This is a genomic window from Geodermatophilus sp. FMUSA9-8, assembly GCF_037034165.1.
In the GTDB taxonomy this organism is placed as follows: domain Bacteria; phylum Actinomycetota; class Actinomycetes; order Mycobacteriales; family Geodermatophilaceae; genus Geodermatophilus; species Geodermatophilus nigrescens.
Genome location: NZ_JBAGKE010000004.1, coordinates 59,602 through 84,293, shown reverse-complemented (window position 1 = coordinate 84,293; position 24,692 = coordinate 59,602). Strand labels below are relative to the sequence as shown.

The window sequence follows — 24,692 nt, the reverse complement described above, 5'->3', positions numbered from 1 at the left end:
TCGGTCAGCGGGCGTCGGTCTCCAGCTCCCGCCGGGCCACCGCGAGCACCTCCGGGTCGGCGCAGCCCCGGGCGAACCCGGCGATCCGCCGCCGGATGTCGCGGCCGAGCAGCGCGGTGCCGATCCGCTCGGCCACCGGCGCGAGCCACGACGGCCGGCAGCGGAACACGTAGCGCCACACCGCCCGGGTGCCGCCACCCGGCAGCGGCGTGAACCGCCAGCTGCCGGCGAACACCGCGAAGAACCACGGCCCGCGCACCATGCGCATGCCCACGTGCGACGGCGGCACGTAGGACACGTATTCGCTGACCATCGCGAGCCCGTGCCGCGACCGGGTCGCCGTCCGCACGCCCTTCCCGGGCCGGTCCGCGCCGAGCAGGTGCTGCTCGCGGACGAAGCGGTCCCACCGGTAGCGGGTGGCCCCGGTGGTCTGCGAGACGGCGAACGCCAGCGCCGGCTCCACGGGGACGTCGGCGCTCGCCTCGACCTGTGCCATGCCCGTCCCCTACCCGGCCGGACCGGCGGTGATCACGGCGCACCTAGACTCGGACGACGTGGCCCGCACCCCGATGATCGCCCCCAGCCTGCTCTCGGCGGACTTCGCCCGGCTGGCCGACGAGGTGGCCCGCGTGGCCGACGCCGACTGGCTGCACGTCGACGTCATGGACGCCCACTTCGTGCCCAACCTGACGCTGGGCCGGCCGGTGGTCGAGGCCATCCACGCCGTCAGCACGGTGCCGCTGGACTGCCACCTGATGATCGAGGCGCCCGAGCGCTGGGCGCCCGGCTACGCCGAGCTCGGCGCCCGCAACGTCACCGTGCACGCCGAGGCCTGCACCGGCGACCCCCGCGCCGTCGCCCGCGACATCCGCGCCGCCGGTGCCCTGGCGGGCCTCGCGCTCAAGCCCGGCACCCCGCTCGAGCGCTACGAGGAGGTGCTGCGCGACTTCGACACCCTGCTGGTCATGACCGTCGAGCCCGGCTTCGGCGGCCAGGCGTTCATGGCCGAGGTGCTGCCGAAGGTGCGCCGCGCCCGCGAGCTCGTCGACACCGGCCACCTGCAGGTGCTCGTCGAGGTCGACGGCGGCATCAACGCCGACACCATCGCGCAGGCCGCGGAGGCCGGCGCCGACGTCTTCGTCGCGGGCTCGGCCGTCTACGGCGCCGACGACCCGTCGCGCGCCATCGCCGCCCTGCGCGAGCTGGCCACCCCGGCCGCCGGGTGACGGCCGGCCCGGCCGAGTCGGCCGCGATGGCCCGGGCGCGCGAGCTCGGCGCGAGCGTCCTCGGCACCACCAGCCCGAACCCGCCCGTCGGCGCGGTCGTCCTCGACGCCGACGGCGCGGTCGTGGGGGAGGGCGCCACCTCCCCGCCCGGCGGCCCGCACGCCGAGGTGCACGCGCTGGCCCAGGCCGGCGAGCGCGCCCGCGGCGGCACCGCCGTCGTCACCCTCGAGCCGTGCGCGCACACCGGCCGCACCGGCCCGTGCGCCGACGCGCTGCTCGCCGCCGGCGTCGCCCGCGTCCTCGTCGCCGTCCCCGAGCCCACCGGCCTGGCCGGCGGCGGCGCCGAGCGGCTGCGCGCCGCCGGGGTCGACGTCGAGGTCGGCGTGGAGCGGGAGGCCGCCGAGGACGGCGCGCTGGCCGCCTGGCTGACCGGCGCCCGCGCGGGCCGGCCGTTCGTCGTCTGGAAGGCCGGCGCCACCCTCGACGGGAGGGTCGCCGCCGCCGACGGCACCAGCCGCTGGATCACCGGCCCGGTCGCGCGCGCCGCCGTCCACCGGCTGCGGGCCGGGTGCGACGCCGTCCTCGTCGGGTCGGGCACCGTCCTCGCCGACGACCCGCAGCTCACCGTCCGCGACGCCGACGGCCGCGACGCCGCCCGCCAGCCGCTGCGCGTCGTGCACGACCGCCGCGGCCGGGTCCCGGCGGGCGCCCGCGTCCTCGACGGCGCCGCCCCGACGCTCGTCAGCCGGGCCGACGGGCCGGCCGGGCTGCTCGCCGAGCTCTTCGACCGCGACGTCCGCCGGGTGCTGCTCGAGGGCGGCCCGACGCTCGCCGCCGCGTTCCTGCGGGAGGGGCTGGTGGACGAGGTGCTGGTGCACCTCGCGCCGAAGCTGCTCGGCGCGGGTCCCTCGCTGGTGGGGGACCTGGGAATCAGCACGATCGGCGCCGCGCTGAGCCTGGAGTTGCGGGAGGTCACCCCGCTGGGCGGGGACGTGCAGATCCGCCTCCGGCCCACAGGTCACACTGGGGTCGGACCGCGCGCCGACGGGAGGGACTGAGGTGTTCACAGGCATCGTCGAGGAGGTCGGCTCGCTCGCCGCCCGCGAGGAGTCCGCCGACGCCGCCGTGCTGCGCATCCGCGCGCGGCGCGTGCTCGAGGACGTGCACCTCGGCGACTCGATCTCCGTCAACGGCGTGTGCCTCACCGTCACCGGCGTCGAGCCCGACGCCGACGGCAGCTCCGTGTGGTCCACCGACGTCATGGCCGAGACGCTGCGCCGCAGCAGCCTCGGGCGGCTGACCGACGGCGACCCGGTCAACCTCGAGCGCGCCGTCGCCCCGCACACCCGCCTCGGCGGGCACATCGTGCAGGGCCACGTCGACGGCGTCGGCACGGTCGTGTCCCGCACGCCGAGCGAGCACTGGGACGTCGTCCGCGTCGCCCTGCCCCCGCAGCTCGCGCGCTACGTGGTCGAGAAGGGCTCGATCACCGTCGACGGCGTCTCGCTCACCGTCAGCGCGCTCAGCGCCGCCGACGACCCCGAGCCCTGGTTCGAGGTCAGCCTCATCCCCGCCACCCTCCGCGAGACCACGCTGGGCGGCCGCGCCCCGGGGGACCCGGTCAACCTGGAGGTCGACGTGATCGCCAAGTACGTGGAACGACTGCTGGGAGCACGCCGATGAGCGCCGTCCGGCTGGACTCCGTCGAGGACGCCATCGCGGCGGTCAAGGACGGCCGCGCGGTCGTCGTCGTCGACGACGAGGACCGCGAGAACGAGGGCGACCTCATCTTCGCCTCCGAGCTCGCGACGCCCGAGCTCGTGGCGTTCATGGTCCGCTACACCTCGGGCTACATCTGCGTGTCGGTCACCGAGGCCGACGCCGACCGGCTCGACCTGCCGCCGATGTTCCGGGTCAACCAGGACCGCCGCGGCACCGCCTACACCGTCACCGTCGACGCCCGCGAGGGCGTCACCACCGGCATCTCGGCCGCCGACCGGGCGCACACCATCCGGCTGCTCGCCGACGCGGAGACCTCCTCGGCCGACCTCGCCCGCCCCGGCCACATCGTCCCGCTGCGCGCCAAGGACGGCGGTGTGCTGCGCCGGCCGGGCCACACCGAGGCCGCCGTCGACCTCGCCGTCCTCGCCGGGCTGCGCCCCTCGGGCACGCTGTGCGAGCTGGTCAGCGAGAAGGATCCGACCGGCATGGCCCGCGCCGAGGAGCTGCGCGTCTTCGCCGACGAGCACGACCTGTGCCTCATCTCGATCGCCGACCTCATCGCCTACCGCAAGCGCTTCGACAAGCTGGTCGAGCGGGTCGCGGAGGCCACCGTGCCGCTGGCGCCAGGCACCTTCACCGCCGTCGGCTACCGCAGCTCCTACGACGAGCGCGAGCACGTCGCCTTCGTCTACGGCGACATCGCCGACGGCGAGGACGTGCTGGTCCGCGTGCACTCCGAGTGCCTCACCGGCGACGTCTTCGGCTCGCTGCGCTGCGACTGCGGCCCGCAGCTGCAGGCGGCGCTGGCCGCCGTCGCCCAGGAGGGCCGCGGCATCGTGCTCTACATCCGCGGGCACGAGGGCCGGGGCATCGGCCTGCTGCACAAGCTGCAGGCCTACCAGCTGCAGGACTCCGGCGTGGACACCGTCGACGCCAACCTCGACCTCGGCCTGCCCGCCGACGCCCGCGACTACGGCACCGGCGCGCAGATACTCGTCGACCTCGGCGTGCACACCATGCGGCTGCTCACCAACAACCCGGCCAAGCGCGCGGGCCTGGAGGGCTACGGCCTCAAGGTGACCGGCCGCGTCCCGCTGCCCAGCCACGTCACCGCGGAGAACCTGGCCTACCTGCGCACCAAGCGCGACCGGATGGGCCACCTGCTCGACATCATCGAGCCCGAGACCGAGTCCGGCCCCGCTGACGTACCCCTCCCCGTGGGCGGCGAGCCGGCCACCGTGCCCGGCACCGACGTGCCCCTCCACCAGCAGGAGCAGCGACTGTGAGCGGACAGGGCCGCCCCGAGGCGGGCGCCGTCGACGCCGCCGGGCTCACGCTCGGCATCGTCGCCACCACCTGGCACGCCGAGATCACCGACGCGCTGCTTGACCGCGCGCTCGCCGCGGCCCGCGCCAGCGGCATCGGCGAGCCGACCGTCGCCCGCGCGCCGGGCGCCGTCGAGCTGCCCGTCGTCGCCCAGGCGCTGGCGGAGCGGCACGACGCCGTCGTCGCGCTCGGCGTAGTCATCCGCGGCGGCACCCCGCACTTCGAGTACGTCTGCGACGCCGTCACCGCGGGGCTCACCCGGGTGGCGCTCGACGCCGGCCGCCCGGTCGGCAACGGCGTGCTCACCTGCGACACCGAGGAGCAGGCGCGCGACCGCTCGGGCCTGCCCGGCTCCGCCGAGGACAAGGGCTGGGAGGCCTGCGTCGCCGCGCTGTCGACCGCGCTCACCCTGCGCGAGCTGCGCACCCCGCCGCGGTCCACCGGCTTCCAGGCCACCCCGGTCGGGCAGGGCCTCGCGTGAAGACCTTCGACGCGCTGTTCGCCGAGCTGTCGGCGAAGGTGGCCGCCGGGGACCCCGCCTCGGGCACCGTGACCGCCGTCCGCGACGGCGTGCACGCCGCCGGCAAGAAGGTGGTCGAGGAGGCGGCGGAGTCCTGGATGGCCGCCGAGCACGAGGGGCCGGAGCGGACCGCGGAGGAGATCAGCCAGCTCCTCTACCGCGTGCAGGTGCTCATGCTCGCCCGCGGGCTCAGCCTCGACGACGTCTACACCCACCTCTAGACGACCGACCCTCGCGCCCCCACGACGCGCTCCGCACGCCGCGGGACCCTGCGCGGGGGGCCGTTCCATCCGCTCCCGAAGGAGACACAGAAGTGCTGCGCATCGCCGTGCCCAACAAGGGCGTCCTCAGCGAGCCCGCGGCCGCGATGCTCGCCGAGAGCGGCTACCGGCAGCGGCGCAGCACGAAGGACCTCGCGGTCTACGACCCCGACAGCGACACCGAGTTCTTCTACCTGCGCCCGCGCGACATCGCCGTCTACGTCGCCGCCGGCACCCTCGACGTCGGCATCACCGGCCGCGACATGCTGCTGGAGACCGCGCCCGCCGAGGGGGAGGGCCCGACCGCCGTCGAGCTCATGCCGCTGGGCTTCGGCCGGTCCTCGTTCCGGTTCGCGAGCCCCGTGGAGTCCGGCATCGACACCGTCGAGCAGCTCGCCGGCAAGCGGATCGCCACCGCCTACCCGACGCTGCTGCAGCGCTTCCTCGCCGAGTCCGACGTCAAGGCCAGCGTGGTCAAGCTCGACGGCGCGGTGGAGACCGCCTGCCGGCTCGGGGTGGCCGACGCGGTGTGCGACGTCGTCGAGACCGGGACGACGCTGCGCGCGGCCGGGCTGCGCATCATCGGCGAGCCGGTGCTCACCAGCGAGGCGGTCCTCGTCCGCCGGGAGGGCGCCGAGGAGATCCCGGCGGTCGCCCAGCTGCGCCGCCGGCTGCGCGGTGTCCTCGTCGCCCGGCAGTACGTGATGCTCGACTACGACTGCCCGAACGAGCTTCTGGCGAGGGCCACCGCGCTCACCCCCGGCCTCGAGGGCCCGACGGTGAGCCCGCTGCAGACCGAGGGCTGGTCCGCGGTGCGCGCGATGGTGCGCCAGCACGAGACCAACCGGGTCATGGACGAGCTGTGGGAGCTCGGTGCCCGGGCGATCATCGTCACGAGCATCCACGCCAGCCGCATCTGACGGCGGGGCCGCCTCACCCCGTCGGCCGGGTCGCCTTCCCGTCCAGCCAGAGGGTGTCGGACTCGTCCCGGTGCGTGCCGGTGCCGCCGACGTGCTTCGAGTCGATCCTCGGCCCGTTCTTCAGGACGTGGACGAGCGCCATCCCGTGCCCGCGGCCCAGGCCGTGCTCCTGGGCGAGCCAGGAGAGGACGTCGCCGGCCTTCGTGCCGGGCGCGTCGAGGCCGCGCTCGTGCGCCTGCGCGATCAGCTGGCGCGGGGTGAGACCGGTCCTGTCCTCGATCGCGTCGAGGTAGGCCTGGAAGGACATCGCGGTGCTCCTCTGCTGGGGGTCGGGGGGATGGACCGGCCGCGGCGGGCGGACTCATCGGTACACGGCAGCGGCCCCCTCCCCGGGTGGGGGAGGGGGCCGCTGACGTGCGGTGGTGCCGGCGGTTCCCTGGTGCCGGGGTGCGGTCAGCGCCGGGTGGTGCGGTCGACCAGGTCGATCGCGGTGCACAGCCCGAGCGCCATCGCGCGGCCGCTGGTGGAGCCGGTGGCCAGCAGGCCCTCGACCGCCGGGCCCAGCGGGCGCTCGCCGACCAGGCCCTGCAGCACCGCGGCGTACTCGCCGCTGACGTGGCCGGCCGCGGCGTGCCGCAGCAGCGCCCGCGACAGCTCGGTGGTGCGGCCGGCGGCCAGCGAGTAGACGCCCGCGGCGAACCGTTCCGCGGCCGGGTGCCCGAGCAGGACCAGCCCGGCCATCGTGCCGGCCATGACGTCGTCACCGGCCGGGGTGAGGCCGGGGCCCAGGCCGATCAGCCGGACGGCGGTGCGCAGCGCGGCGTCGAGGTCGGCCCGGCGCACCGCGCCGCGCAGCGCCGCGAGCGGCCCGCCCGGGCCGGCCGGCAGGCCGGGGAGCGTGAACGCGCTGTGCGGCACGCCCTCGCCGTAGAGCGTGGTGCGCAGCTGGCGCACGCCCTCGGGCAGCAGCGCCGGGCGCGGGCTGGGCAGCCGCGGCCGCGGGTCCCACCAGGCCGCGGCGCGCACGACGAGGTCCCCGACCACGATCCGGCCGCCCCCGACCTCGGCCGGAGCGCCGCTCGGCAGCGCGACCAGCGGGCGGCCGTTGCTCGGCCGGAAGAGGATGCAGCCCAGGGGGAGCCGGGCGGCGTCGCTGGTGAGCACGCCGACGACGTCGGTGCCGCGGTCGGTGGGCACCTGCAGGTACACCGCCGCCGGGGCGCTCATGAGGACCCGCGCCGGGCGCACCGGGCCGCGGAGCAGGTCGGCGATGCCGGTGCTCGCCGACGACGGGACGGCACCCGCCGTCCGGGCGGGCGCGGCGGTGCGTACGGTCTCCTGCGCGGAGCTGCGCGGCAGGGGGATGGTGGGGACGCCGGCGCGGGCCGCACGCCCCCGCTCGGTGGTGGTCGTGTGGTCGATGGTGCGCATCTGCTGGCCCTCTCCCCATCGGGACATCCGGGTGACCCTCCGCTCGAGCCCCCGTCCGGCCGGCCCTCCCGCTGGGAGGGGAGGAGGGCACCGGGTGCGGTGACCGCCTACCATCCAGCGGACGGGAACCGACCGCGTCTCGAAGCTAAGCGGCGCGTCGCACGTCCTCGTATGGCGAATGTGGCCAAGAATGGGGGTGGCCGTCCAGGCACACCTGCCAGGTTCCTGCAACTCGAGAATGGGTTAGGCCGACGAGGAGGGCGAGTCGTGACGCACAGTGAGGTCTCGATGACCTCGGGGTCGTACCCCACGGCACCCCTGCCGTTCCACCGCGGGTGGCAGTCGGCCGGTGCCGGGCGTGCGGTGCCGGCGCGCGACGAGTGGCGGGACCGGGTCGGCCTGCGCGTGGACGAGGCGCTGCGGCTGCCGCGCCTGTCCGGCGTCGAGGTGGTGGCCGGGCGCTCCGGCCTGGACCGCGTCGTCCGGCACATGGTCGTCGACGACCCCGCGCGACCGCTGGCCACCGCCGGCCCCGACGTCGTCGTCGTCCTGGGTGCCCGGCTGCCCCCGGCTGACGCCGCCGACGCCCGGGCCCTGGTCGACAGGCTCGACCAGCTCGGCACCGCCGCGCTCGCCTACCGCCGCACCGAGGGCGCGGCCGCCGTGCCCGCCGAGGTGCTCACCGAGGCCGAGCGGCGCGGCCTGCCCGTGCTCGCGCTGCCGCCGACCGTGCGCATGGACGAGGCGGTGTCGGAGGTGCTCGGCGCCGTCGTCCGCAAGCAGGGGGAGGCGCTCACCCTCTCGGCGCGCATGCACGACCAGTTCATCGACGTCGCCCTGAGCGGCGGCGGCCTCGCCGAGGTCACCGACCGGCTGGCCACCTACCTCGAGGGCGCCGCGGTGCTCGGGCTGGGCCCCGACCGCGAGATCGTCACCTCCGCCGGCCCGCCGGAGGACGTCGCCGAGATCAGCGACTGGCTGTGGCTGCTCGACGCCGAGGCCGAGGACGAGCTGGCCATGATGGCGCCGGCCAACCGGCTGTCGAACGTCCGGGCCGACCAGACCGTCGTCACCCCGGCCGACGTGCTGGCCGACGCCGACCTCTCCCCGGCCGACGGCATCCTGCTCGTCCCGGGCCACCACGAGCTGCCCGGCGGGGTGGGGGAGTACGCCGTCGCGCCGATCATGGCCGGCGAGCAGCGCCACGGCTGGCTGGTCGCCGTGCACCGCAGCGGGCAGATGGTGGTCGGCGCCGGCGGTGTGCTGGAGCGGGCCGCCGTCGTCTCGGCGCTGTCGGTCATCCGGCAGCAGGCCGTGCACTCGGTCGAGCTGCGCTTCCAGGGCGACCTGGTGCGCCGGCTGGTCGCCGGGTCCCTGCGGCACACCGAGCGGGCGCTGGCGCAGACCCGGTCGTTCGGCTGGCGGCTCGACGGGCCGGTCGTCGTCCTGGTGACGGCCACCGAGACCGCCGCCGACCCGCAGGCGGACCCCACCCGCGCCCTCGACGTCCTCGACCGGCTCGCCGACGGCTGGCGCGCCGCGCTGGAGACCGAGGTGACCGGCGCCGCGGTCGCGGGCCTGTCGTCGGAGATCGTCACCGTGCTGCCCCTGGACGGGCGGACGCCGGAGGAGATCACCGCGCTGGTCACCGCCGTCACCAGCCGGGTGAACGCCCGCGTGCGCCGGGTCGGGCGGGTGCTGGCCACCGGCATCGGCCGGCCCGCGGAGTCGATCTCGGCGCTCGGCGAGGCGCACCAGCAGGCGCAGCGGGCGCTCGGCGTCGGGCAGGAGATCCACGGCCCGGCGACGGTCACCCACTTCGACCAGCTCGGCGTCTTCCGGCTGCTGTCGCTGATCCCCGACTCGACCGAGCTGCGGTCCTACGTCGACGAGGTGCTCGGCACGCTGGCCGACGCCTCCGACCCGGACTCCGCCGACCTGCGCGAGACGCTGCGGGTGCTGCTGGAGACCAACCTCAACGTCGCCGAGTCCGCCCGCCGCCTGCACTTCCACTACAACACGATGCGCTACCGGATCGGCAAGCTGGAGCGGCTGCTCGGGCCCTTCACGACCGACCCGACGCTGCGGCTGAACCTGCTGCTCGCGCTGCACGCCGCGCGGATGCGGGGGCTGGACCAGCCGCACCGGCCGCCGGTCGACTCCGGGCTGCTCCCGCCCGACGACGGCTACGACGCGCTGATCTGAGCCGGCAGGCCCACGAGGTCGGCGCTGACGTCCCACAGCTCCCGCGCCCGCCGCGGGTCGAGGCTCTCCGGCGACGACGGCGCCTCCACGCCGCGCTCGACGTAGCGGCCGGGGGTGCCGTCGGGGCCGGTCACCACGTCGGCGAGCTGGCCGGCGGCCCGCTCGACGGTCTGCGCGCCCGGCAGCCGCTCGAGCAGCGGGGTGAGCCGGCGGTAGAGGGCCTGCGCGCGGGGGGAGTAGTCGCGGGCCAGGCCGGTGGCCGGCAGCAGGCCCGGGGCGAACGTGACGACGTCGATCCCCGGGGTGCGCCGGGCCAGCTCGCGGGAGAGGTAGACGGTGGCGAGCTTCGACGTCGCGTAGGCCCGCTGGCCCGATCCCTCGCGGGGTGTGGCGAGCACCCGCGGGTCCTCCCAGCGCGGGCGCGGGTACGGGCCGGACTTGCGCAGCGTGCCGAAGTGCGTGCCGCTGCCCACCGTGACGACGCGGCCGCCGGGCGCCAGGTGCGGCAGCAGCAGCCGGGTCAACAGGTAGTTGCCGAGGTGGTTGACGGCGAAGGTGAGCTCGTGGCCGTCGGCGGAGGCGACGTCGGAGCGGGTGACCTGCAGGCCGGCGTTGAGCACCAGGACGTCGACCGGCGGCTCCTGCCCGGCGACCGCGGCCGCGGCCTCCCGGACCGACGCCAGCGAGGCGAGGTCGAGGGCGACCAGGCCGGTGTCCGGGCCGAGCGCGCCGGCGAGCGCCCGGCCACGCTGGAGATCTCGGACGGCGAGGACGACCCGCCAGCCGGGGGTGGCGGCCAGGCGCCGGACGGTGGCCAGGCCCAGGCCGGAGGTGGCGCCGGTGACGAGTGCGGTGCGGGTCGTGCCCATGGGAGCTCCCTCGGTCGAGAGGGCGGGACGTCGTCCCGATATGAGACTCTGTGTCAGACGGCGACGTCGTGTCAAGATGACCCCGTGACCGGGACCGCCGCGCAGCGCCGCCGCCGGAGGACCCGCGTCGAGGTGACCCGCCGCGCCGTCGAGCTGTTCGCCGCGCGGGGGTACGCCACGAGCACCGAGGAGGTGGCCGCGGCCGCCGACGTCTCGCGCAGCACGCTGTTCCGGCTGTTCTCCGACAAGGAGGACCTGCTGTTCGCCCTGGAGGACGAGCTGCTGGCCACCGCGCGGGCGGCCGTCGCGGAGGCCCCCGCGGACCTGCGGCCGTGGCCGGCGGTGAGCTGGGCCGCCGTCCGGATGGCCGGGGAGCTCGCGCCGCTGCGCGACCTCATGGTGCAGCGCGAGGAGGTCGTGGCCGCCGTCCCGGCGCTGCACCTGCGCGCCGCGGGGAAGCTGCGCCGCTGGGAGGCGTCGCTGGCCGAGGGGCTGCGCGACCGCGGCGTGCCCGGCGAGGACGCGCTGCTGCTCGCCAAGCTCGTCGTCGCCTGCTTCGAGGTGGCCCAGGCCGGCTGGCTGGGCGGCGACGCCGGCGACCTGCCCGCCCTGGTGACCGCCACGCTCGACCGGCTGCCGGCGGCGCTGGAGAGCTGAGCCGCGCCGGCGTGCCGCCGCGACCGGGCTGCGCCGGCGGCGCCCGACCGGCAGCATCGCGGGGGTGACCGCGCCGGTGGACGAGCTCGTCGCCCGCATGCAGCGCCTGCTCGACGGGCTGGAGGCGGCCGGCGACCCGGCGCGCTTCTTCCTCGGCACCTACCTGCGCACCACGCAGGCGGTGGGCGCCGCCATCGACGACGGGCTGTTCGAGGACGCCGGCTGGGTGACCGACTGGGACGTCGACTTCGCCGGGTGCTACCTCGACGCCCTCGAGGCGCACCGCCGCGACCCGGCGTCACCGCCCGCGCCCTGGCGGGAGGCGTTCGGCGCCGACCCGGCCACCCGGCCCGAGGGGCACGTGCTGCTCGGGATGAACGCGCACATCAACTTCGACCTGCCGCAGTCCCTGGTGCGGGTCATCGGCCCGGCCGACTTCGCCGACCCCGCCGTGCTGGCCGCCCGCGCCCGCGACCACGAGCGGATCGACGAGGTGCTCGCCGCGCGCGTGGCCAGCGAGGACCGGGCGCTGCAGGCGGCGGGGTCGCGGCGGACCGTCGTCGACCGGGTGATGGCCGGGGCGAACCGGCGGGCCGCGCGGGTGCTGCTGCGCGAGTCCCGGCGGAAGGTGTGGGCCAACACCGCGGCGCTGCACGCCGCGCGGACGGCGGGCCCGGACGCCTACGCCCGGCGGGTGGCGCAGCTGGAGTCCGCGGCCGCGGCGCGCGTGGCCGACCTGCGGCGGGGCGGGCCGGTGCTGCTGCGGCTGGCCGTGCGCGGCTTCGGCGTCGTCCTGCCCCCGGCCTGACCACCCCCGAGGTCCCGCCCGCGCTGCCGGATCGGCGCTCCGGGCGCAGGCTGTCCGGGGTGCCGCACCGGGCGGCGCGGGAGGAGCACCGCATGAGCGAGACCGGCCGGCCGCTGACCGGGAAGGTGGCCCTGGTGACCGGGGCGTCGTCGGGGATCGGGGAGGCCACCGCCGTCGCGCTGGCTGATGCGGGCGCGGCCGTGGCGGTCGGCGCCCGCCGCGCCGACCGGCTCGAGGCGCTGGCGGGCCGGCTGCGCGACAGCGGTGCCCGCGTGCTGACCCTCGACCTGGACGTCACCGACGAGGCGTCCTGCCGGGCGGCCGTCGCCCGGACCCGCGAGGAGCTCGGCGGGCTCGACGTCCTGGTCAACAACGCCGGCGTCATGCTGCTCGGCACGATCGTCGGCGCCGACGTCGAGGACTGGCGGCGGATGCTGTCCACCAACGTCCTCGGCCTCATGTACATGACGCACGCGGCGATCGACGGCATGGTCGAGCAGGGCTCGGGCGACGTCGTGAACATCTCGAGCGTCGCCGGGCGCACCGCCCGCAAGGGCGCCGGCGTCTACAACGCCAGCAAGTGGGCGGTGAACGCGTTCAGCGAGTCGCTGCGCCAGGAGGTGACCACCCGCGGCGTGCGGATCTCGCTGGTCGAGCCGGGTGCGGTGGCCACCGAGCTCACCGACCACATCACCCAGCCCGAGGCGAAGGCCGCGTCCCAGCGCATGGCCGCGGAGATGACGCCGCTGCAGGCCGAGGACGTCGCCCGCGCGATCGCCTACGTGGTGAGCCAGCCGCCGCACGTGGCGGTCAACGAGGTGCTGGTCCGCCCCACCGCCCAGGAGAGGTGACGGGACGGGCATTGGAAGCTATCCGCACGTCAGAGGCGCCAGGACGTGCGGATAGCTTCCTATGCCGCATCAGTCGGAGAAGACCTCGATCGAGGCGCCCATCTCGACCAGGCGCTCGTAGAGGTGCTCGTAGCCGCGGGCGATGATGTCGACGTTGCGCAGCACCGACGTGCCGCGCGAGGCCAGCATCGCCAGCAGGATGCACACCGCGGGCCGCAGCGCCGGCGGGCACACGACCTCCGCGCTGCGCCAGCGGGTCGGGCCGGTCACCAGCACCCGGTGCGGGTCCATGAGCCGGACGTCGGCGCCCAGACGGGTCAGGTCCGACAGGTGGATCGCCCGGTTGTCGTAGACCCAGTCGTGGATCAGCGTCGACCCGGTCGCCGACGCCGCGATGACGGCGAAGAACGGCAGGTTGTCGATGTTGAGGCCCGGGAACGGCATCGGGTGGATCTTGTCGATCGGGGCCTTGAGCTGCGACGGGTGGATCGTGACGTCGGCCAGCCGGGTGTGCCCGTTGTCGGCCAGGTACTCCGGCGAGCGCTCGAACCGCAGCCCCATCTCGGCCAGCACCGCGAGCTCGATCTCCAGGAACTCCACCGGCGCGCGGCGCACGGTGAGCTCCGAGTTGGTCACGATGCCCGCCGTCAGCAGGCTCATCGCCTCGACCGGGTCCTCGCTGATCGTGTAGTCGACGTCGGCGTCGAGGACGGCGCGGCCGGTCACGGTGAGCGTCGTCGTCCCGAGGCCCCCGACGCCCACGCCGAGCAGCTGCAGGTACAGGCACAGGTCCTGGACCATGTAGTTGGAGCTGGCGTTGCGGATGACCGTGGTGCCCTCGGTGCGGGCGGCGGCCAGCAGCGCGTTCTCGGTGACGGTGTCCCCGCGCTCGGTCAGCACGATGGTGCGCCGCTCGGTGGCCCGCGGGTCGACGGTCGCGTGGTACTCGCCGGCGTGCGCCTCGACGTCGAGACCGAACGGCCGCAGCGCGATCATGTGCGGCTCGACGGTGCGGGTGCCGAGGTCGCAGCCGCCGGCGTAGGGGAGCCGGAACGTGCGGGCCCGGTGCAGCAGCGGGCCGAGGAACATGATGATGCTGCGGGTGCGGCGGGCGGCGTCGGCGTCGATGCCCGCGAGGTCGAGCTCGTCGGGGACGACGAGGGTCAGGTCGCGGCCGGCCCCGTCCCAGGTGGCGGAGACGCCGATGGACCGCAGCACGTCGAGGATCCGGTCGACCTCGACGATCCGGGCGACGTTGCGCAGCGTCGTGCGGCCGCGGTTGAGCAGCGCGGCGCACAGCAGGGCGACGGCGGCGTTCTTCGACGACTTCACCGTGACGCTGCCGCGCAGCGGCGTGCCGCCGGTGACGCGCAGGTGCGTGGGGCCGGCCGGGCCGACGCTGATGAGCTCGCTGTCCAGCGCCTCCGACAGGCGCCCGAGCAGCTCCAGCGTCAGGTTCTGGCCGCCCTGCTCGATGCGGGCCACGGCGCTCTGGCTGGTGGCCAGGCGCTCGGCCAGCAGCTGCTGGGTGAGGCCCCGGTGGCGCCGGGCGTCGCGCACCAGCGCGCCGATCCGGGCGGCGCTGGCGGCCGTGCCGAGGGGGGAGGGGGCGGGCGAGGGGGCCGTCGTCTCGGCCGGGATCTCGGTCGCGGTCACGGGGGGCCACGCTATCTCGTACATGAGATGGGGCCGCGCGCCACGCCGAGAGGGACCGGTCCGCCCGTCCCGTTCGGCAGACTGTCGCCATGGAGGTCCTCGTCACCGGAGGCAGCGGCCCGCTCGGCCGGAGGTTGGTGCCCGCCCTGCAGGCGGCGGGTCACGACGTGCGGCAGATGTCGCGGCGCGGGGCGGGCCCGGGTGGGGTGCGGGGCGACCTCGCCACCGGCCGCGACCTCGCGCAGGCGGTCCGCGGCGCCGAGGTGGTGGTGCACGCCGCCAGCGACCCGCGGGGCAACCCCTGGGAGGTCGACGTCGCGGGCACCCGACGGCTGGTGCAGGCGCTCGACCGCGACCGGCTGCGGCACCTGGTGTACGTGTCGATCGTCGGCGTGGACCGGGTGCCCTGGAACTACTACCGCGCCAAGTTCTCCGCCGAGCAGGTGCTGCTGGCCTCCGGGCTGCCGGTGACGCTCGTGCGGATCACCCAGTACCACCACTTCGTCGACGAGATGCTGTCCACCGCCCGGCGCGGGCCGGTGCTCGTCGTGCCGATGGGCTGGAGCGCCGCGCCGGTCGACGTCGGGGAGGCGGCCGGGTTCCTCACCGAGGTGGTGGGCGGGCAGCCGACCGGCGACGTCGTGGAGTTCGGCGGGCCCGAGGACCTCTCGGCCGGCGACCTCGCCCGGGCGTGGACCGCCGCCCACGAGCCGAACGTCCGGGTGGTGTCGACGCCGCTGCCGGGGAAGCTGTCGGCGGCGTTCCGGGAGGGCGGCGTGCTGCCCGGTGCCCGGGCCGCGCGCGGGCGGCGGACGTACGGCGAGCACCTGCGCGGGGTCTGACCACGGCGCCCGGGCGCACCTCCGCTGCCGTTCTCCGCAGCGCGGCTGCCAGGCCCGGTGCCGCGTCGGGAAACCGCCAGCGGGGCGTCCCCGGGCCCGCCTAGGGTCCGCCCGTGCACCCCGCCCGCGCCGCCTCGCTGCCCGTCCTGTCCGCCGTCGCCGTCACCGTCCTGGCCTGGGCGTCGGCGTTCATCGGCATCCGGGCGGTCGGCGAGGACCTCTCGCCCGGGGCGTTGGCGCTGGGCCGGCTCCTGGTCGGGACGGCGGTGCTCGGGCTGCTGTCCCTCGGCCGCGGCTGGGTGGCGCCGACGCGGCGGGAGTGGGGCCTGCTCGCCGTCTGCGGGGTGGGCTGGTTCGGCGTCTACAACGTCGCGCTCAACGCCGCCGAGCGGCACCTCGACGCCGGGACGACGGCGATGCTGGTCAACATCGGGCCGATCCTCATCGCCGTGCTGGCCGGGGTCTGGCTGGGCGAGGGCTTCCCGCGCTGGCTGGTGGCCGGGCTCGCCGTCGCCTTCGCCGGGGTGCTGCTGATCGGGATCGCCGGGCGCGGGTCCGGCGGCGACCTGCTCGGCGTGCTGCTGTGCCTGGTCGCGGCGGTGACCTACGCCGCCGGCGTGGTGGCGCAGAAGCCGCTGCTGCGCCGGCTGCCGGGCCTGCAGGTGACGGCGACGGCGTGCGCGATCGGCGCGGCGTGCTGCCTGCCGTGGGCCGGCGTGCTGGCGGCCGAGGTGGCCGCGGCGCCGGCGTCGTCGGTGCTCGGGACGGTCTACCTCGGCGTGGTGCCGACGGCGCTGGCGTTCAGCACGTGGGCCTACGCGCTCGCCCGCATGCCCGCGGGCCGGCTGGGCGTGACCACCTACCTGGTGCCGCCGCTGGTGGTGCTCCTGTCCTGGCTGCTGCTCGACGAGGTGCCGGCGGCGCTGGCCGTGGTCGGCGGCGTGGTGTGCCTGGCCGGGGTGGCGGTGTCGCGGCGGCGGGCCCCGGCGCGCGCGGCGGCGCCGGTGCCCGCGCCGGCTCAGAGGTAGGCGCGCGGGTCCACGGCCGGGGGCAGCTCCCCGGGCACGATCCGGCGGCCGGTCACCGCCGTGGGGATCAACCGCAGCCAGTGCCCGTGCTCGCCCGGCGCCCACGGCTGCAGGCCGGTGGCCTCGGTGCGGGCGACGAGCTCGTCCCGGTGGCCGGGGCCGACCTCCTCGGCCACGGCGTGCACCACCACGCTCCAGCCGCTGCGGGTGCGGCGGTCGATCTCGTCGACCTCGAAGGTGACGTTGGCGTGGTCGGCTGCGGCGAGCTTGGTGCCCGGCGCGGTGCGGATGACCACGGTCGTGCCGTCCATGGCGTAGTTCACCGGGAAGACCAGCGGGTGCCGCTCGGCGTTGAGGGCGAGCCGGCCGATCTCCTGGCCGGCCAGCAGCCGGTGGCACTCGTCGGCGGGGATCTCCTGCATCGAGGCGCTCACGGCCTCATCCTCGCGGTCGCGCGGAACGCCCGCGACCGGTTCAGCGGCGGCGCGGGCCGGCCCAGGGGTCGTCGGGGTCGAGGTCGTCGTGCGCGTCGTCGTGCGCGTCGTCGTCCCCGTCGCGGGGGCCGTCGGCGGCCGTGCGGGGGGACTCGCGGCGGCGGGCGGCGGCCTCGAGGGCGTCGTCGCGCTCGGCGCTGCGCCGGGCGCGGGCGAGGCGCTCCTCCTCGCGCTCGGCGGCCCGCCGCTGGCGGCGGGTGGGGCCGGTGACCGGCTCGCTGCGGGTCCGGGTGAGCCACCACAGCGACGGGCCGGTCAGCGCCAGCGCGACCGGCAGCACGTAGGCGGCGGCGCGCTCGGTGCCGCCCTCGCCGAGCAGCTCGACCACCCCGGCGCCGTAGAAGACCGTCATCGCGGTGGCGAACAGGCCGCCGAGGGCCAGCGTGGTGCCGAGCGCCTCCGACCACGGCCGCACGGCGTAGGCCAGCGCGATGATCCCCAGGCCGCCGGCCACGAGGTGGAGCACGGCGCCGGTGGTGTGCAGGGCCGGGCTGGTCAGCCGGGGGAAGACGCCGACGAGCAGGACGCCGAGCGCCGCGGCGCCGAGCAGGCCGACCGCGGGCCGGGCGGCCCGCCCGCGCAGTGCGGGCAGCAGCGCCACGGCGCCCGCCCCGATGAGCGCGGCCTGCACCACGAACGAGGTGTTCATCAGCGCCGCGCCGGGCCGGGTGGCGTCGCCGAGCGCGCTGATGACGTCGGCCGAGCGCGAGTAGGGCAGGGGCGAGCGCAGCTGGACGATCGTCTCGACGACGAAGAACTGCAGGGTCAGCACCCAGGCGAGGGCGCCCCCGGCGATCCGTTTCCGTGGCACACGACCCATCGTCCCAGCCCCCGCCCGGGGACCGGGCCGTCAGGGCGGTCGTCAGGGGAGCAGGGCCCGGACGGCGGCGTGCTGGGCGGGCGTCAGGTAGGAGGGGTTGCTGCCGGCGGGCATGCGCAGCACCTCGGCGTCGCGCGCCACGGGGTCGGCGAGCAGGTCGGCGCGCCGCAGCGGGGCGGGCAGCAGGGTCAGCCGGACGACGGCGACCGGCCCGCGCTCGTCCGCGCCGACGTCACCGGCCAGTGACCCCGCGGCGTGCACCCCGGGGCGGTCGCGGCCGCTGAGCCAGAGCAGCACGGGCGCGCCCGGGCGCATGAGCGCGACGCGGTACGAGGCCCGCAGGCACCGGGTGAACTCGCGCTCCTCGCCGGGGTGCCAGCCGGGGACGAGCACCTCCGGCGGCCGGGCGGTCTTCACCAGCCAGCAGCCGACGTCGTCGGGGCCGAGGCGGGTCACGGGGTCATCCCAGCAGGAGGGCACGATGGGCGCGTGCCGCCGCCGGGTCCCCGCCCCGGGGACCCGGCACCGCGGCGCACCTCGGCGGCGGTGTTCCTCGCCGGGCTCGCCGTGTTCGCCGTCCTCTACGCCCCCCAGGCGCTGCTGCCGGAGCTCACCCGGGCGTTCGGGGTGTCCCCGACGGCGGCCACGCTGACGGTCTCGGCGGCCACCGTCGGACTGGCGCTCGGCCTGCTGGTGCTCGGGCCGCTGTCCGACCGCGTCGGGCGCACGCCGGTGCTGCACGCCTCGCTCGCCGCGGCCACCGTCCTCGCCGTCCTCGCCGCGCTGGCCCCCACCTGGCCGGTGCTGCTCGTCCTGCGGGGCCTGCAGGGGTTCGCCCTCGCCGGGCTGCCGGCCGTGGGCGTGGCCTACCTGCGGGAGGAGCTGCCCCCCTCGGTGAGCTCGCGGGCGATCGGGCTGTTCGTCGGCGGCACGGCGATCGGGGGCCTGAGCGGCCGGGTGCTGTCCGGTGCGCTGGCCGATCTCGGCGGCTGGCGGACGGCGCTCGGCGGGATCGCCGCGCTGGCGGTGGGCTGCACCGTCGCCGTCCGGGTGCTGCTGCCGGCGTCGCGCCGGTTCACGCGGGTGCCGCGGGAGACGCCGGTGCTCCGCCAGCTCGCCCGCGGGTTCGGCGACCCGGTGCTCCTCGGCCTGTACGCCCTGGCGGCGCTGCTGATGGGCGGGAACGTCGCCGTCTACAACGCCGTGACGTTCCGGCTGGAGAGCGAGCCGTACGGGCTGTCCCCGGCGCTGGCCGGGCTGGTCTTCCTCACGTACCTGCTGGGGTCGGTGAGCTCGCCGCTGGCCGGGGGACTGGCCGAGCGGGCCGGGCGGCGCCTGGTGGTGCCCGTGGCGCTGCTGGTCGCCGGGGCGGGCCTCGCGCTGACGCTGGCGCGGCCGCTGGCGCTCGTCGTCGCCGGGCTCGCGGTGCTCAACGTGGGCTTCTTCGCCGCGCACGGGGTGGCCAGCGGCTGGGTGGCGGCGCGGGCCGCGCTGGGCGGGCGCCCCGTCGGGCAGGCGGCCTCGCTGTACTCGTTCTGGTACTACGTCGGCTCGTCGGTGGGCGGCACGCTGGCCGGGCGGGCCTGGGCCGACGGCGGATGGCCCGCCGCGGCCGCCGTCGCCGGCACCGGCTTCGGCGGGGCGTTGCTGCTGGCCCTGCTGCTCGGCCGCAGCCGGAGCCTGCAGGGCCGCTGAGGAGGGTGGGCGCCGGTGCGGCGCCCACCCGGCCCTCGGTCGGTCGCCTCAGTCGGTCGCGGAGTGGAACTCCGCGCCGGCGGGGTCGGCATCGTCGGAGCCGACGGCCTGCCGCTCCTGCTCGGTGCGGTGCTGCAGCGCGTCGTCGTTGGGGCGCGGGTCGGCCCCGGCGTGCTCCTGGCGGTCGCGCGGCGCCGACTCCTCGGTGTCCATCACGTCGTCGAGGGTGGGGCGGTCGGGCTCGGTCATCGCGGTACCTCCGCTGCGTCGTCGTCGATCGGTCCCGACGGCCATAGCCGTGACGCCGCCCCGGTAACCGCTCAGCGCTGTTCGAGTGACGCGGCCGGCAACCAGGCCTCGACGAGCACCGGCCCGTGCGGGCCGGGGACGGCGTAGGCCACCCGCCCCTGCCAGCCCTCCGGCTGCTGCCGCCACTCCACGAGCAGCCCGGGCACCGTGCCCGACGTGCCGGGCGGCGTGTGCACCCAGCAGTGCCGCCCGGTGCCGTCCTCGCGGGCGCGCGGCGGGACCGCCCGGGCCGGGGGAGCGGTGGGTGCGGCGGGGACGCCGGAGTCGGCGGCCCGCTCGCCGAGCGACGGACGTGAGGACCCCCGGTTCATCCCGCCTGCCACCCGCGCAGTCTGGCACGCCGGTCGAACACGCGTTCGACCGGCGGAGACGACGGACGCCCCCCGCGAGCGGTGCTCGCGGGGGGCGCCCGGTGGTGTCGTGCGGTCAGGCCGCCCGGATGCGGCCCTCGCCGCCGACCGGGTAGTCCGTGGCGGTCACCGTGCCGCCGAGGTCCTCCTGCAGGTACTGCAGGAGCGCCTGCTGGTAGGTCACCGGCAGGACGGTGAAGGCGACACCCGCGAACGGGTAGCCGTCGCCGCCGCGCAGCGTGAAGTCGTTCGTCGCGATCGAGACCGTGCTGACCGCACCGGTCGCGACCCCGCCCTGCACCAGGTAGCGGCCGTCGTCCAGCTGCAGGTCGACGATCCGCGAGCCGGCCGGGCGGCTCGCGTCGTAGGTGACGCGGTACCCGGCGGCCTGGGCGAACTGCCCGGCCGCGCCCGGCAGGCCGGACAGGCCGCGCTCCACGCCGGCGACGAACGTGGCAGCGGGCATGGCCGGGGCGACGGCGACGAAGTTGCTGAACGGCAGGACCGTGTACGTGTCCAGCTCGCTGATCGGGCCGGCGGGCAGCACCGTGTTGTTGCGGATGCCGCCGCCGTTCTGGATCGCCACCACCGGGGCGGTGATGCCCGCGGCGGCCGCCTCGCGCCGGCCGGCGGCCAGCAGCGAGTCGGCGACCAGGTCCCCGAGGTTGGTCTCCCGGCTGCGGACGTCGTCACGGATGCCGTTGAGCGGCACCTGCGTGGTCGCCACGGTCCGCTGCGCCAGGCCGGTCACGTACTGCTGCACGGGCGCGACGACCTCGCGCTGGACGCGCGGGTCGGGCTGCACGGCGTCGGGACCGGCGGCCACGACGGGCAGGGGGCGCGAGGCGGGCTCGTCGAAGCCGATCACCCGGCCGGCGGCGTCGAAGTTCACGACCAGGCGGCCGACGTAGGAGTAGAGCGCCGCGGTGGTGACCACCGGGACGACGCGGCCGTCGGCGTCGGTCGGGACCTGCGGGTAGTCGCCGTAGCGGGCGGTGCCGTTGGCGACGACCGGGTCGTCGGCGTCGGCGAGCAGCTCGTGACCGCCACCGCCGACGATGACGTCGACACCGCGCAGCTGGCGGGCCAGCGCGAGCTCGTTGTCGATGTCCTGCAGGTGCGAGACCAGCACGACCTTGTCCACGCCGGCGCGGGTGTAGGCCTGCGCCTGGGCGTTGGCGATGCGGGCGAGCGCCGGGTCGACGGTCACGCCGCGCGAGCTGGTGAGCTGCGGCAGGTCGGGCGTGGTCAGGCCGATGATCCCGATCCGCTCACCCCGCACGTCCTGGACGGAACTCGTGACGATCGTGCCGTCGGCCACCCGGGCGGCGAGGGTCGGCTCGGCGCCGAAGCCGAGGTTGTCGGACACGAACGTCGTGTCGTCGACGTCGCCGAGCCAGTCGGCGAGGAACTCGGGGCCGAGGTCGAAGTCGTGGTTGCCGAGGATCGAGACGTCGAACCCGGCCTCGTCGAACGCGAGGGCGTCGTAGTTCGGCGCGCCCTCCTGCTGGCTGGCCGCGAGGTTCGGGCCGGGCAGGAAGTTGTCGCCCGCCGAGATGGTCAGCACGCCGCGCTTGCCGGCCTGGCCGGCGCCGGGGCGGCCGGTGCTGGCGGCGTGCTGCTCGCGCTGCAGGAGCTCCACGAACCGGTCGACGCCGCCGTAGGTGTAGCCGGTGCTCGTGGTGGTCGGCAGCAGTGCGGACTCGAGGTCGTTCGCGTGCAGGATCGTCAGGGTGAAGTCCGGCCGGGGGGTGGACTGGCCCCCGCCGGGAGCGGCCGCCGCCGTGCCGGTGAGGACGCCGCTCGCCAGGGTCGCCGCGGCGGCGGTCAGGACGACGCCGCGGCGGATGGTGCGGTGGGACATGACGCTCCGGAGGTCGGGGGTGCGGGCTGGGGAACGGTCCCTCACGGAGGTGACGGGACCGTGACCGGCAGGTGAGCGGGTGCCGACGAACCGCTCGCTCATCGTCGCCGGGGTGTCACCGGCCGTCAGCGTAGCCGTCACGATGGGTGTCTACGGTGGGACCGTTCCGTCACCATCCGAGAGGACCTCCGTGCACCTCCTCCCGCCCGACCGGCGCGTGCTCACGCGCCGGATGGCACTCGGCACCGCCGCCGCGTCCATCGCCGTCGTGGGTCTCCCCACGGTCGCCTCGGCCGCCCCGCCGTCCCAGCCGTTCATCTCCGAGATCCACTACGACAACGCCGGCGCCGACACCGGCGAGTTCGTCGAGGTGCAGCTGCCGCCGGGCACCAGCTCGGCCGGCCTGTCGGTCGTCCTCTACAACGGCAGCGGCGGCGCCTCCTACGGCACCCTGCCGCTGCCCCTCGTCACCGCGCCGGCCGATGCGCCCGCCGCGGTCTCGGTGGACGGCCCGGGTGGAGGGATCCAGAACGGGGCCCCGGACGGCCTCGCACTGGTGGGTCCGGGCGGCGTCCTGGAGTTCCTCTCCTACGAGGGGACCTTCACCGCCACCAACGGCCCGGCCGCGGGCCGGACCAGCACCGACATCGGCGTGAGCGAGGCCGGCACGGAGCCGGTCGGGCAGTCGCTGTCGCGGACCTACGACGCCGCGGGCGACCGGCTCGTGTGGGCTGCCCCGGCCGCCGCGACCCGGGACCGCGTCAACCCCTCCGCCACGGTCGAGCCCGAGCCGGAGCCGACCGAGCCCTGCGCCGTCGCACCGACGCACGAGATCGGCGCCGTCCAGGGCGCCGGCGCCACCAGCCCGCTCGCCGGGCGGCAGGTCACCGTCCGGGGCACCGTCGTCGGCGACGTCGCGGGCTTCAGCGGCTTCTACCTGCAGGACGTCGACGGCGACGGCGACGCGGCCACCTCCGACGGCGTCTTCGTGTTCAGCCCCGTCGCGGTGGACCTGGGCGACACGGTCGCCGTCACCGGCGAGGTGGCCGAGTTCGGCGGCCAGACGCAGCTCACCAGCCGGCAGGACGTGGCGGTCTGCGCCGAGGGCTCCGCCGAGGACCTCCCCGCGGCCGCCCCGCTCGACCTCCCGGCCGACGACGCCGCCCGCGAGCGCCTCGAGGGCATGCTCGTCGCGCCGGTGGACACGCTCACCGTGAGCGAGGTCTTCGACCTCACCAGCTTCGGCGAGCTCACCCTCTCCGAGGGCGGCGTCCTCGTGCAGCCCACCGAGGTCGCTCGCCCGGGCACCCCGGAGGCCGCGGCGGTCATGACCGCCAACACCCTGCGGCGCATCGTCCTCGACGACGGGCTCAGCGCCCGGGTCACCACCACGACGCGGCCGTACCTGTCGCCGTCCACCCCGGTCCGGGTGGGCGACGAGCTCACCTTCACCGAGCCGGTGGTCCTCGGCTACGGCTTCAACCAGTGGCGGCTGCAGCCGGCCGACGGCACCGCGGACGGCGTCTTCGCCCCGCAGGACACCCGCCCGGCGGCGCCCGACGCGGTCGGCGGCGACGTGCAGATCGGCGCGTTCAACGTGCTGAACTACTTCCTGACCTTCGACCAGAGCGTCGGCCGCGGCGCTCGCAACGCCGAGGAGTTCGAGCGGCAGGCCGGCAAGATCGTCCCGGCCATCGCGGCGCTCGACGCCGACGTCGTCAGCCTGCTGGAGATCGAGGACACCGACTCCACCGGCCTGACCCCCGGCAACGCCGACACCGCGCTCGCCGACCTGGTGCGCCGGCTGAACGCGGCCGCGGGCGCCGAGGTCTGGAGCTACGTGCCGATGCCGCGCGAGCTCTACGGCGTCGACCGGGACGTGATCCGCAACGGGATCATCTACCGCAACGACGTCGTCCAGCCGGTCGGTGACCCGGCCGGGCTCGTCGACGAGTCGGTCTGGTCCAACGCCCGCGAGCCGCAGGCGCAGACCTTCGTCAAGGACGGCGACGCGTTCACCGTCATCGCCAACCACTTCAAGTCCAAGAGCGCCGGCGACGCGACCGGCGACAACGTGGACGCCGGTGACGGCCAGGGCCAGTGGAACGGCGACCGCGTCCGCCAGGCGGCGTCCGTGGCGGCGTTCGCGCAGGCCATCGCCGACCGCACGGGCGACCGCGACGTCGTCCTCATGGGTGACCTCAACGCCTACACCCAGGAGGACCCGATCGAGCGGCTGCGCCAGGCGGGCTTCACCGACCTCGGCGAGCGCTTCGACGAGGGCCGCTACAGCTACGTCTTCGACGACATGTCCGGCTCGCTGGACCACGCGATGGCGACGGCGGAGCTCACCGCGAAGGTCACCGACCTGGCGCACTGGAACATCAACTCGGTCGAGTCGTTCGCCTACCAGTACACGGGCGACCGGGCCCTGTACGCGGCTGACCCCTACCGCTCCAGCGACCACGACCCCATCGTGTTCGGCATCGACCTGGCCGAGCGCTGCAACGGCCTCGTCCCGACGATCCGCGGCACGGCCGGGAACGACACGCTGCGCGGCACCAACGGCGTCGACGTGATCATGGGCCTCGGTGGCGACGACGTGATCACCGGCGGCAACGGCGACGACGTCATCTGCGGCGGCGCCGGCACCGACCGGCTGGCCGGGGAGAACGGCGACGACGTGCTGCTCGGCGGCTTCGGCGTCGACACGCTCGACGGCGGGAACGGCGACGACACGCTCGTCGGCGGGCCCGGCGCGGGTGACGCGCTGACCCAGGGCCGGGGCACCGGCCCGAGCGAGCAGGACGGCCGCGAGTCATGATCCGCGGCTGAGGAC

General features: G+C 76.1%; 26 protein-coding genes. 15 read left to right on the top strand and 11 right to left on the bottom strand.

The window, feature by feature from the left end; translation table 11 throughout:
- Positions 1–4: 4 nt before the first annotated feature.
- A complete protein-coding gene (locus WA616_RS10115; protein ID WP_336029435.1) occupies positions 5–496 on the bottom strand; it encodes an SRPBCC family protein in 492 nt (163 codons plus the stop codon).
- Between the two features lie 58 nt (positions 497–554).
- On the opposite strand from WA616_RS10115, the gene rpe reads away from it, so the two are divergent.
- From rpe to hisG, 7 genes are all read left to right on the top strand, one after another.
- Complete coding sequence (gene rpe, locus WA616_RS10110; RefSeq protein WP_336029434.1) at positions 555–1,226, top strand: ribulose-phosphate 3-epimerase; 672 nt, start codon at positions 555–557, stop codon at positions 1,224–1,226.
- Positions 1,223–2,284 carry a bifunctional diaminohydroxyphosphoribosylaminopyrimidine deaminase/5-amino-6-(5-phosphoribosylamino)uracil reductase RibD gene (ribD, locus tag WA616_RS10105; protein WP_336029433.1) on the top strand — a complete coding sequence of 354 codons (1,062 nt, stop codon included), beginning with the start codon at positions 1,223–1,225 and terminating at the stop codon, positions 2,282–2,284. Before rpe ends, ribD begins: the two co-directional genes overlap by 4 nt.
- A gap of 1 nt (position 2,285) precedes the next feature.
- A complete protein-coding gene (locus WA616_RS10100; RefSeq protein ID WP_336029431.1) occupies positions 2,286–2,909 on the top strand; it encodes a riboflavin synthase in 624 nt (207 codons plus the stop codon).
- Positions 2,906–4,234: a bifunctional 3,4-dihydroxy-2-butanone-4-phosphate synthase/GTP cyclohydrolase II gene (locus WA616_RS10095; protein WP_336029429.1), complete on the top strand. Its 1,329-nt coding sequence runs from the start codon at positions 2,906–2,908 to the stop codon at positions 4,232–4,234. The genes WA616_RS10100 and WA616_RS10095 overlap by 4 nt, the downstream gene beginning before the upstream one ends.
- On the top strand, positions 4,231–4,755 hold the full coding sequence (gene ribH, locus WA616_RS10090; RefSeq protein WP_336029425.1) for a 6,7-dimethyl-8-ribityllumazine synthase: 525 nt from the start codon (positions 4,231–4,233) through the stop codon (positions 4,753–4,755). The genes WA616_RS10095 and ribH overlap by 4 nt, the downstream gene beginning before the upstream one ends.
- Complete coding sequence (locus WA616_RS10085; RefSeq protein ID WP_073422523.1) at positions 4,752–5,015, top strand: phosphoribosyl-ATP diphosphatase; 264 nt, start codon at positions 4,752–4,754, stop codon at positions 5,013–5,015. Before ribH ends, WA616_RS10085 begins: the two co-directional genes overlap by 4 nt.
- Before the next feature lie 92 nt (positions 5,016–5,107).
- Positions 5,108–5,974 (top strand): ATP phosphoribosyltransferase, encoded by an 867-nt coding sequence (hisG, locus tag WA616_RS10080; protein WP_336029422.1) that lies wholly within the window; start codon positions 5,108–5,110, stop codon positions 5,972–5,974.
- Positions 5,975–5,987: 13 nt separating this feature from the next.
- Here hisG and WA616_RS10075 read toward each other — a convergent pair whose 3' ends face one another.
- Both WA616_RS10075 and WA616_RS10070 read right to left on the bottom strand, forming a co-directional pair.
- On the bottom strand, positions 5,988–6,281 hold the full coding sequence (locus WA616_RS10075) for a DUF4287 domain-containing protein (RefSeq protein ID WP_336029418.1): 294 nt from the start codon (positions 6,279–6,281) through the stop codon (positions 5,988–5,990).
- A gap of 146 nt (positions 6,282–6,427) precedes the next feature.
- Positions 6,428–7,432 carry a DUF2877 domain-containing protein gene (locus WA616_RS10070; RefSeq protein ID WP_336029415.1) on the bottom strand — a complete coding sequence of 335 codons (1,005 nt, stop codon included), beginning with the start codon at positions 7,430–7,432 and terminating at the stop codon, positions 6,428–6,430.
- A 240-nt stretch (positions 7,433–7,672) separates the two neighbouring features.
- On the opposite strand from WA616_RS10070, the gene WA616_RS10065 reads away from it, so the two are divergent.
- The gene (locus WA616_RS10065; RefSeq protein ID WP_336029413.1) at positions 7,673–9,610 is read left to right on the top strand and encodes a PucR family transcriptional regulator; all 1,938 of its coding nucleotides are present in this window, start codon (positions 7,673–7,675) and stop codon (positions 9,608–9,610) included.
- Here the strand turns inward: WA616_RS10065 and WA616_RS10060 are convergent.
- Positions 9,592–10,479, bottom strand: coding sequence for an SDR family NAD(P)-dependent oxidoreductase (locus WA616_RS10060; protein WP_336029410.1), 888 nt, complete (start codon positions 10,477–10,479; stop codon positions 9,592–9,594). The two genes, WA616_RS10065 and WA616_RS10060, sit on opposite strands and share 19 nt — an antisense overlap.
- Positions 10,480–10,563: 84 nt before the next feature.
- Between WA616_RS10060 and WA616_RS10055 the strand changes: the two genes are divergently transcribed.
- The 3 genes from WA616_RS10055 to WA616_RS10045 all read left to right on the top strand — a co-directional run bounded on the left by WA616_RS10055 (position 10,564) and on the right by WA616_RS10045 (position 12,795).
- A complete protein-coding gene (locus tag WA616_RS10055; RefSeq protein WP_336029407.1) occupies positions 10,564–11,136 on the top strand; it encodes a TetR/AcrR family transcriptional regulator in 573 nt (190 codons plus the stop codon).
- Positions 11,137–11,200: 64 nt separating this feature from the next.
- Positions 11,201–11,944, top strand: a complete 744-nt coding sequence (locus tag WA616_RS10050; RefSeq protein WP_083629007.1) for a DUF5995 family protein — start codon at positions 11,201–11,203, stop codon at positions 11,942–11,944.
- 92 nt (positions 11,945–12,036) lie between these two features.
- The gene (locus tag WA616_RS10045) at positions 12,037–12,795 is read left to right on the top strand and encodes an SDR family NAD(P)-dependent oxidoreductase (RefSeq protein WP_336029403.1); all 759 of its coding nucleotides are present in this window, start codon (positions 12,037–12,039) and stop codon (positions 12,793–12,795) included.
- A gap of 69 nt (positions 12,796–12,864) precedes the next feature.
- Here the strand turns inward: WA616_RS10045 and WA616_RS10040 are convergent, their stop codons facing one another.
- Complete coding sequence (locus tag WA616_RS10040; RefSeq protein WP_336029401.1) at positions 12,865–14,451, bottom strand: UDP-N-acetylglucosamine 1-carboxyvinyltransferase; 1,587 nt, start codon at positions 14,449–14,451, stop codon at positions 12,865–12,867.
- A gap of 89 nt (positions 14,452–14,540) precedes the next feature.
- On the opposite strand from WA616_RS10040, the gene WA616_RS10035 reads away from it, so the two are divergent.
- Positions 14,541–15,293, top strand: a complete 753-nt coding sequence (locus tag WA616_RS10035; RefSeq protein ID WP_336029398.1) for an SDR family oxidoreductase — start codon at positions 14,541–14,543, stop codon at positions 15,291–15,293.
- 113 nt (positions 15,294–15,406) lie between these two features.
- Positions 15,407–16,321 (top strand): DMT family transporter, encoded by a 915-nt coding sequence (locus WA616_RS10030; RefSeq protein WP_336029396.1) that lies wholly within the window; start codon positions 15,407–15,409, stop codon positions 16,319–16,321.
- Here WA616_RS10030 and WA616_RS10025 read toward each other — a convergent pair.
- The 3 genes from WA616_RS10025 to WA616_RS10015 are packed head-to-tail and all read right to left on the bottom strand — an operon-like array spanning position 16,312 to position 18,091.
- Positions 16,312–16,755, bottom strand: coding sequence for a pyridoxamine 5'-phosphate oxidase family protein (locus WA616_RS10025; protein WP_336029393.1), 444 nt, complete (start codon positions 16,753–16,755; stop codon positions 16,312–16,314). The two genes, WA616_RS10030 and WA616_RS10025, sit on opposite strands and share 10 nt — an antisense overlap.
- Positions 16,756–16,795: 40 nt before the next feature.
- Entirely contained in the window at positions 16,796–17,635 is an 840-nt protein-coding gene (locus tag WA616_RS10020) for a DUF998 domain-containing protein (protein WP_442901995.1), read from the bottom strand.
- 42 nt (positions 17,636–17,677) lie between these two features.
- On the bottom strand, positions 17,678–18,091 hold the full coding sequence (locus tag WA616_RS10015; protein WP_336029389.1) for a hypothetical protein: 414 nt from the start codon (positions 18,089–18,091) through the stop codon (positions 17,678–17,680).
- 33 nt (positions 18,092–18,124) lie between these two features.
- Between WA616_RS10015 and WA616_RS10010 the strand changes: the two genes are divergently transcribed.
- Entirely contained in the window at positions 18,125–19,330 is a 1,206-nt protein-coding gene (locus WA616_RS10010) for an MFS transporter (RefSeq protein WP_336029386.1), read from the top strand.
- Between the two features lie 48 nt (positions 19,331–19,378).
- Here WA616_RS10010 and WA616_RS10005 read toward each other — a convergent pair whose 3' ends face one another.
- The 3 genes from WA616_RS10005 to WA616_RS09995 all read right to left on the bottom strand — a co-directional run bounded on the left by WA616_RS10005 (position 19,379) and on the right by WA616_RS09995 (position 21,853).
- Positions 19,379–19,579: a hypothetical protein gene (locus WA616_RS10005; RefSeq protein WP_073422512.1), complete on the bottom strand. Its 201-nt coding sequence runs from the start codon at positions 19,577–19,579 to the stop codon at positions 19,379–19,381.
- 71 nt (positions 19,580–19,650) lie between these two features.
- On the bottom strand, positions 19,651–19,962 hold the full coding sequence (locus WA616_RS10000) for a hypothetical protein (protein WP_336029383.1): 312 nt from the start codon (positions 19,960–19,962) through the stop codon (positions 19,651–19,653).
- A gap of 103 nt (positions 19,963–20,065) precedes the next feature.
- Positions 20,066–21,853: a bifunctional metallophosphatase/5'-nucleotidase gene (locus tag WA616_RS09995; RefSeq protein WP_336029380.1), complete on the bottom strand. Its 1,788-nt coding sequence runs from the start codon at positions 21,851–21,853 to the stop codon at positions 20,066–20,068.
- Positions 21,854–22,043: 190 nt separating this feature from the next.
- Here WA616_RS09995 and WA616_RS09990 point away from each other — a divergent pair, with 190 nt between their 5' ends.
- On the top strand, positions 22,044–24,677 hold the full coding sequence (locus WA616_RS09990; RefSeq protein ID WP_336029379.1) for an ExeM/NucH family extracellular endonuclease: 2,634 nt from the start codon (positions 22,044–22,046) through the stop codon (positions 24,675–24,677).
- Positions 24,678–24,692 lie beyond the last annotated feature (15 nt).

Excerpts from the sequence above, each read along its gene's own strand:
- WA616_RS10115 (WP_336029435.1), bottom strand. The coding sequence starts at position 496 with ATGGCACAGGTCGAGGCGAGCGCCGACGTCCCCGTGGAGCCGGCGCTG.
- WA616_RS10095 (WP_336029429.1), top strand. The coding sequence starts at position 2,906 with ATGAGCGCCGTCCGGCTGGACTCCGTCGAGGACGCCATCGCGGCGGTC.
- WA616_RS10075 (WP_336029418.1), bottom strand. The coding sequence starts at position 6,281 with ATGTCCTTCCAGGCCTACCTCGACGCGATCGAGGACAGGACCGGTCTC.
- WA616_RS10070 (WP_336029415.1), bottom strand. The coding sequence starts at position 7,432 with ATGTCCCGATGGGGAGAGGGCCAGCAGATGCGCACCATCGACCACACG.
- WA616_RS10060 (WP_336029410.1), bottom strand. The coding sequence starts at position 10,479 with ATGGGCACGACCCGCACCGCACTCGTCACCGGCGCCACCTCCGGCCTG.
- WA616_RS10045 (WP_336029403.1), top strand. The coding sequence starts at position 12,037 with ATGAGCGAGACCGGCCGGCCGCTGACCGGGAAGGTGGCCCTGGTGACC.
- WA616_RS10035 (WP_336029398.1), top strand. The coding sequence starts at position 14,541 with ATGGAGGTCCTCGTCACCGGAGGCAGCGGCCCGCTCGGCCGGAGGTTG.
- WA616_RS10020 (WP_442901995.1), bottom strand. The coding sequence starts at position 17,635 with ATGGGTCGTGTGCCACGGAAACGGATCGCCGGGGGCGCCCTCGCCTGG.
- WA616_RS10005 (WP_073422512.1), bottom strand. The coding sequence starts at position 19,579 with ATGACCGAGCCCGACCGCCCCACCCTCGACGACGTGATGGACACCGAG.
- WA616_RS09995 (WP_336029380.1), bottom strand. The coding sequence starts at position 21,853 with ATGTCCCACCGCACCATCCGCCGCGGCGTCGTCCTGACCGCCGCCGCG.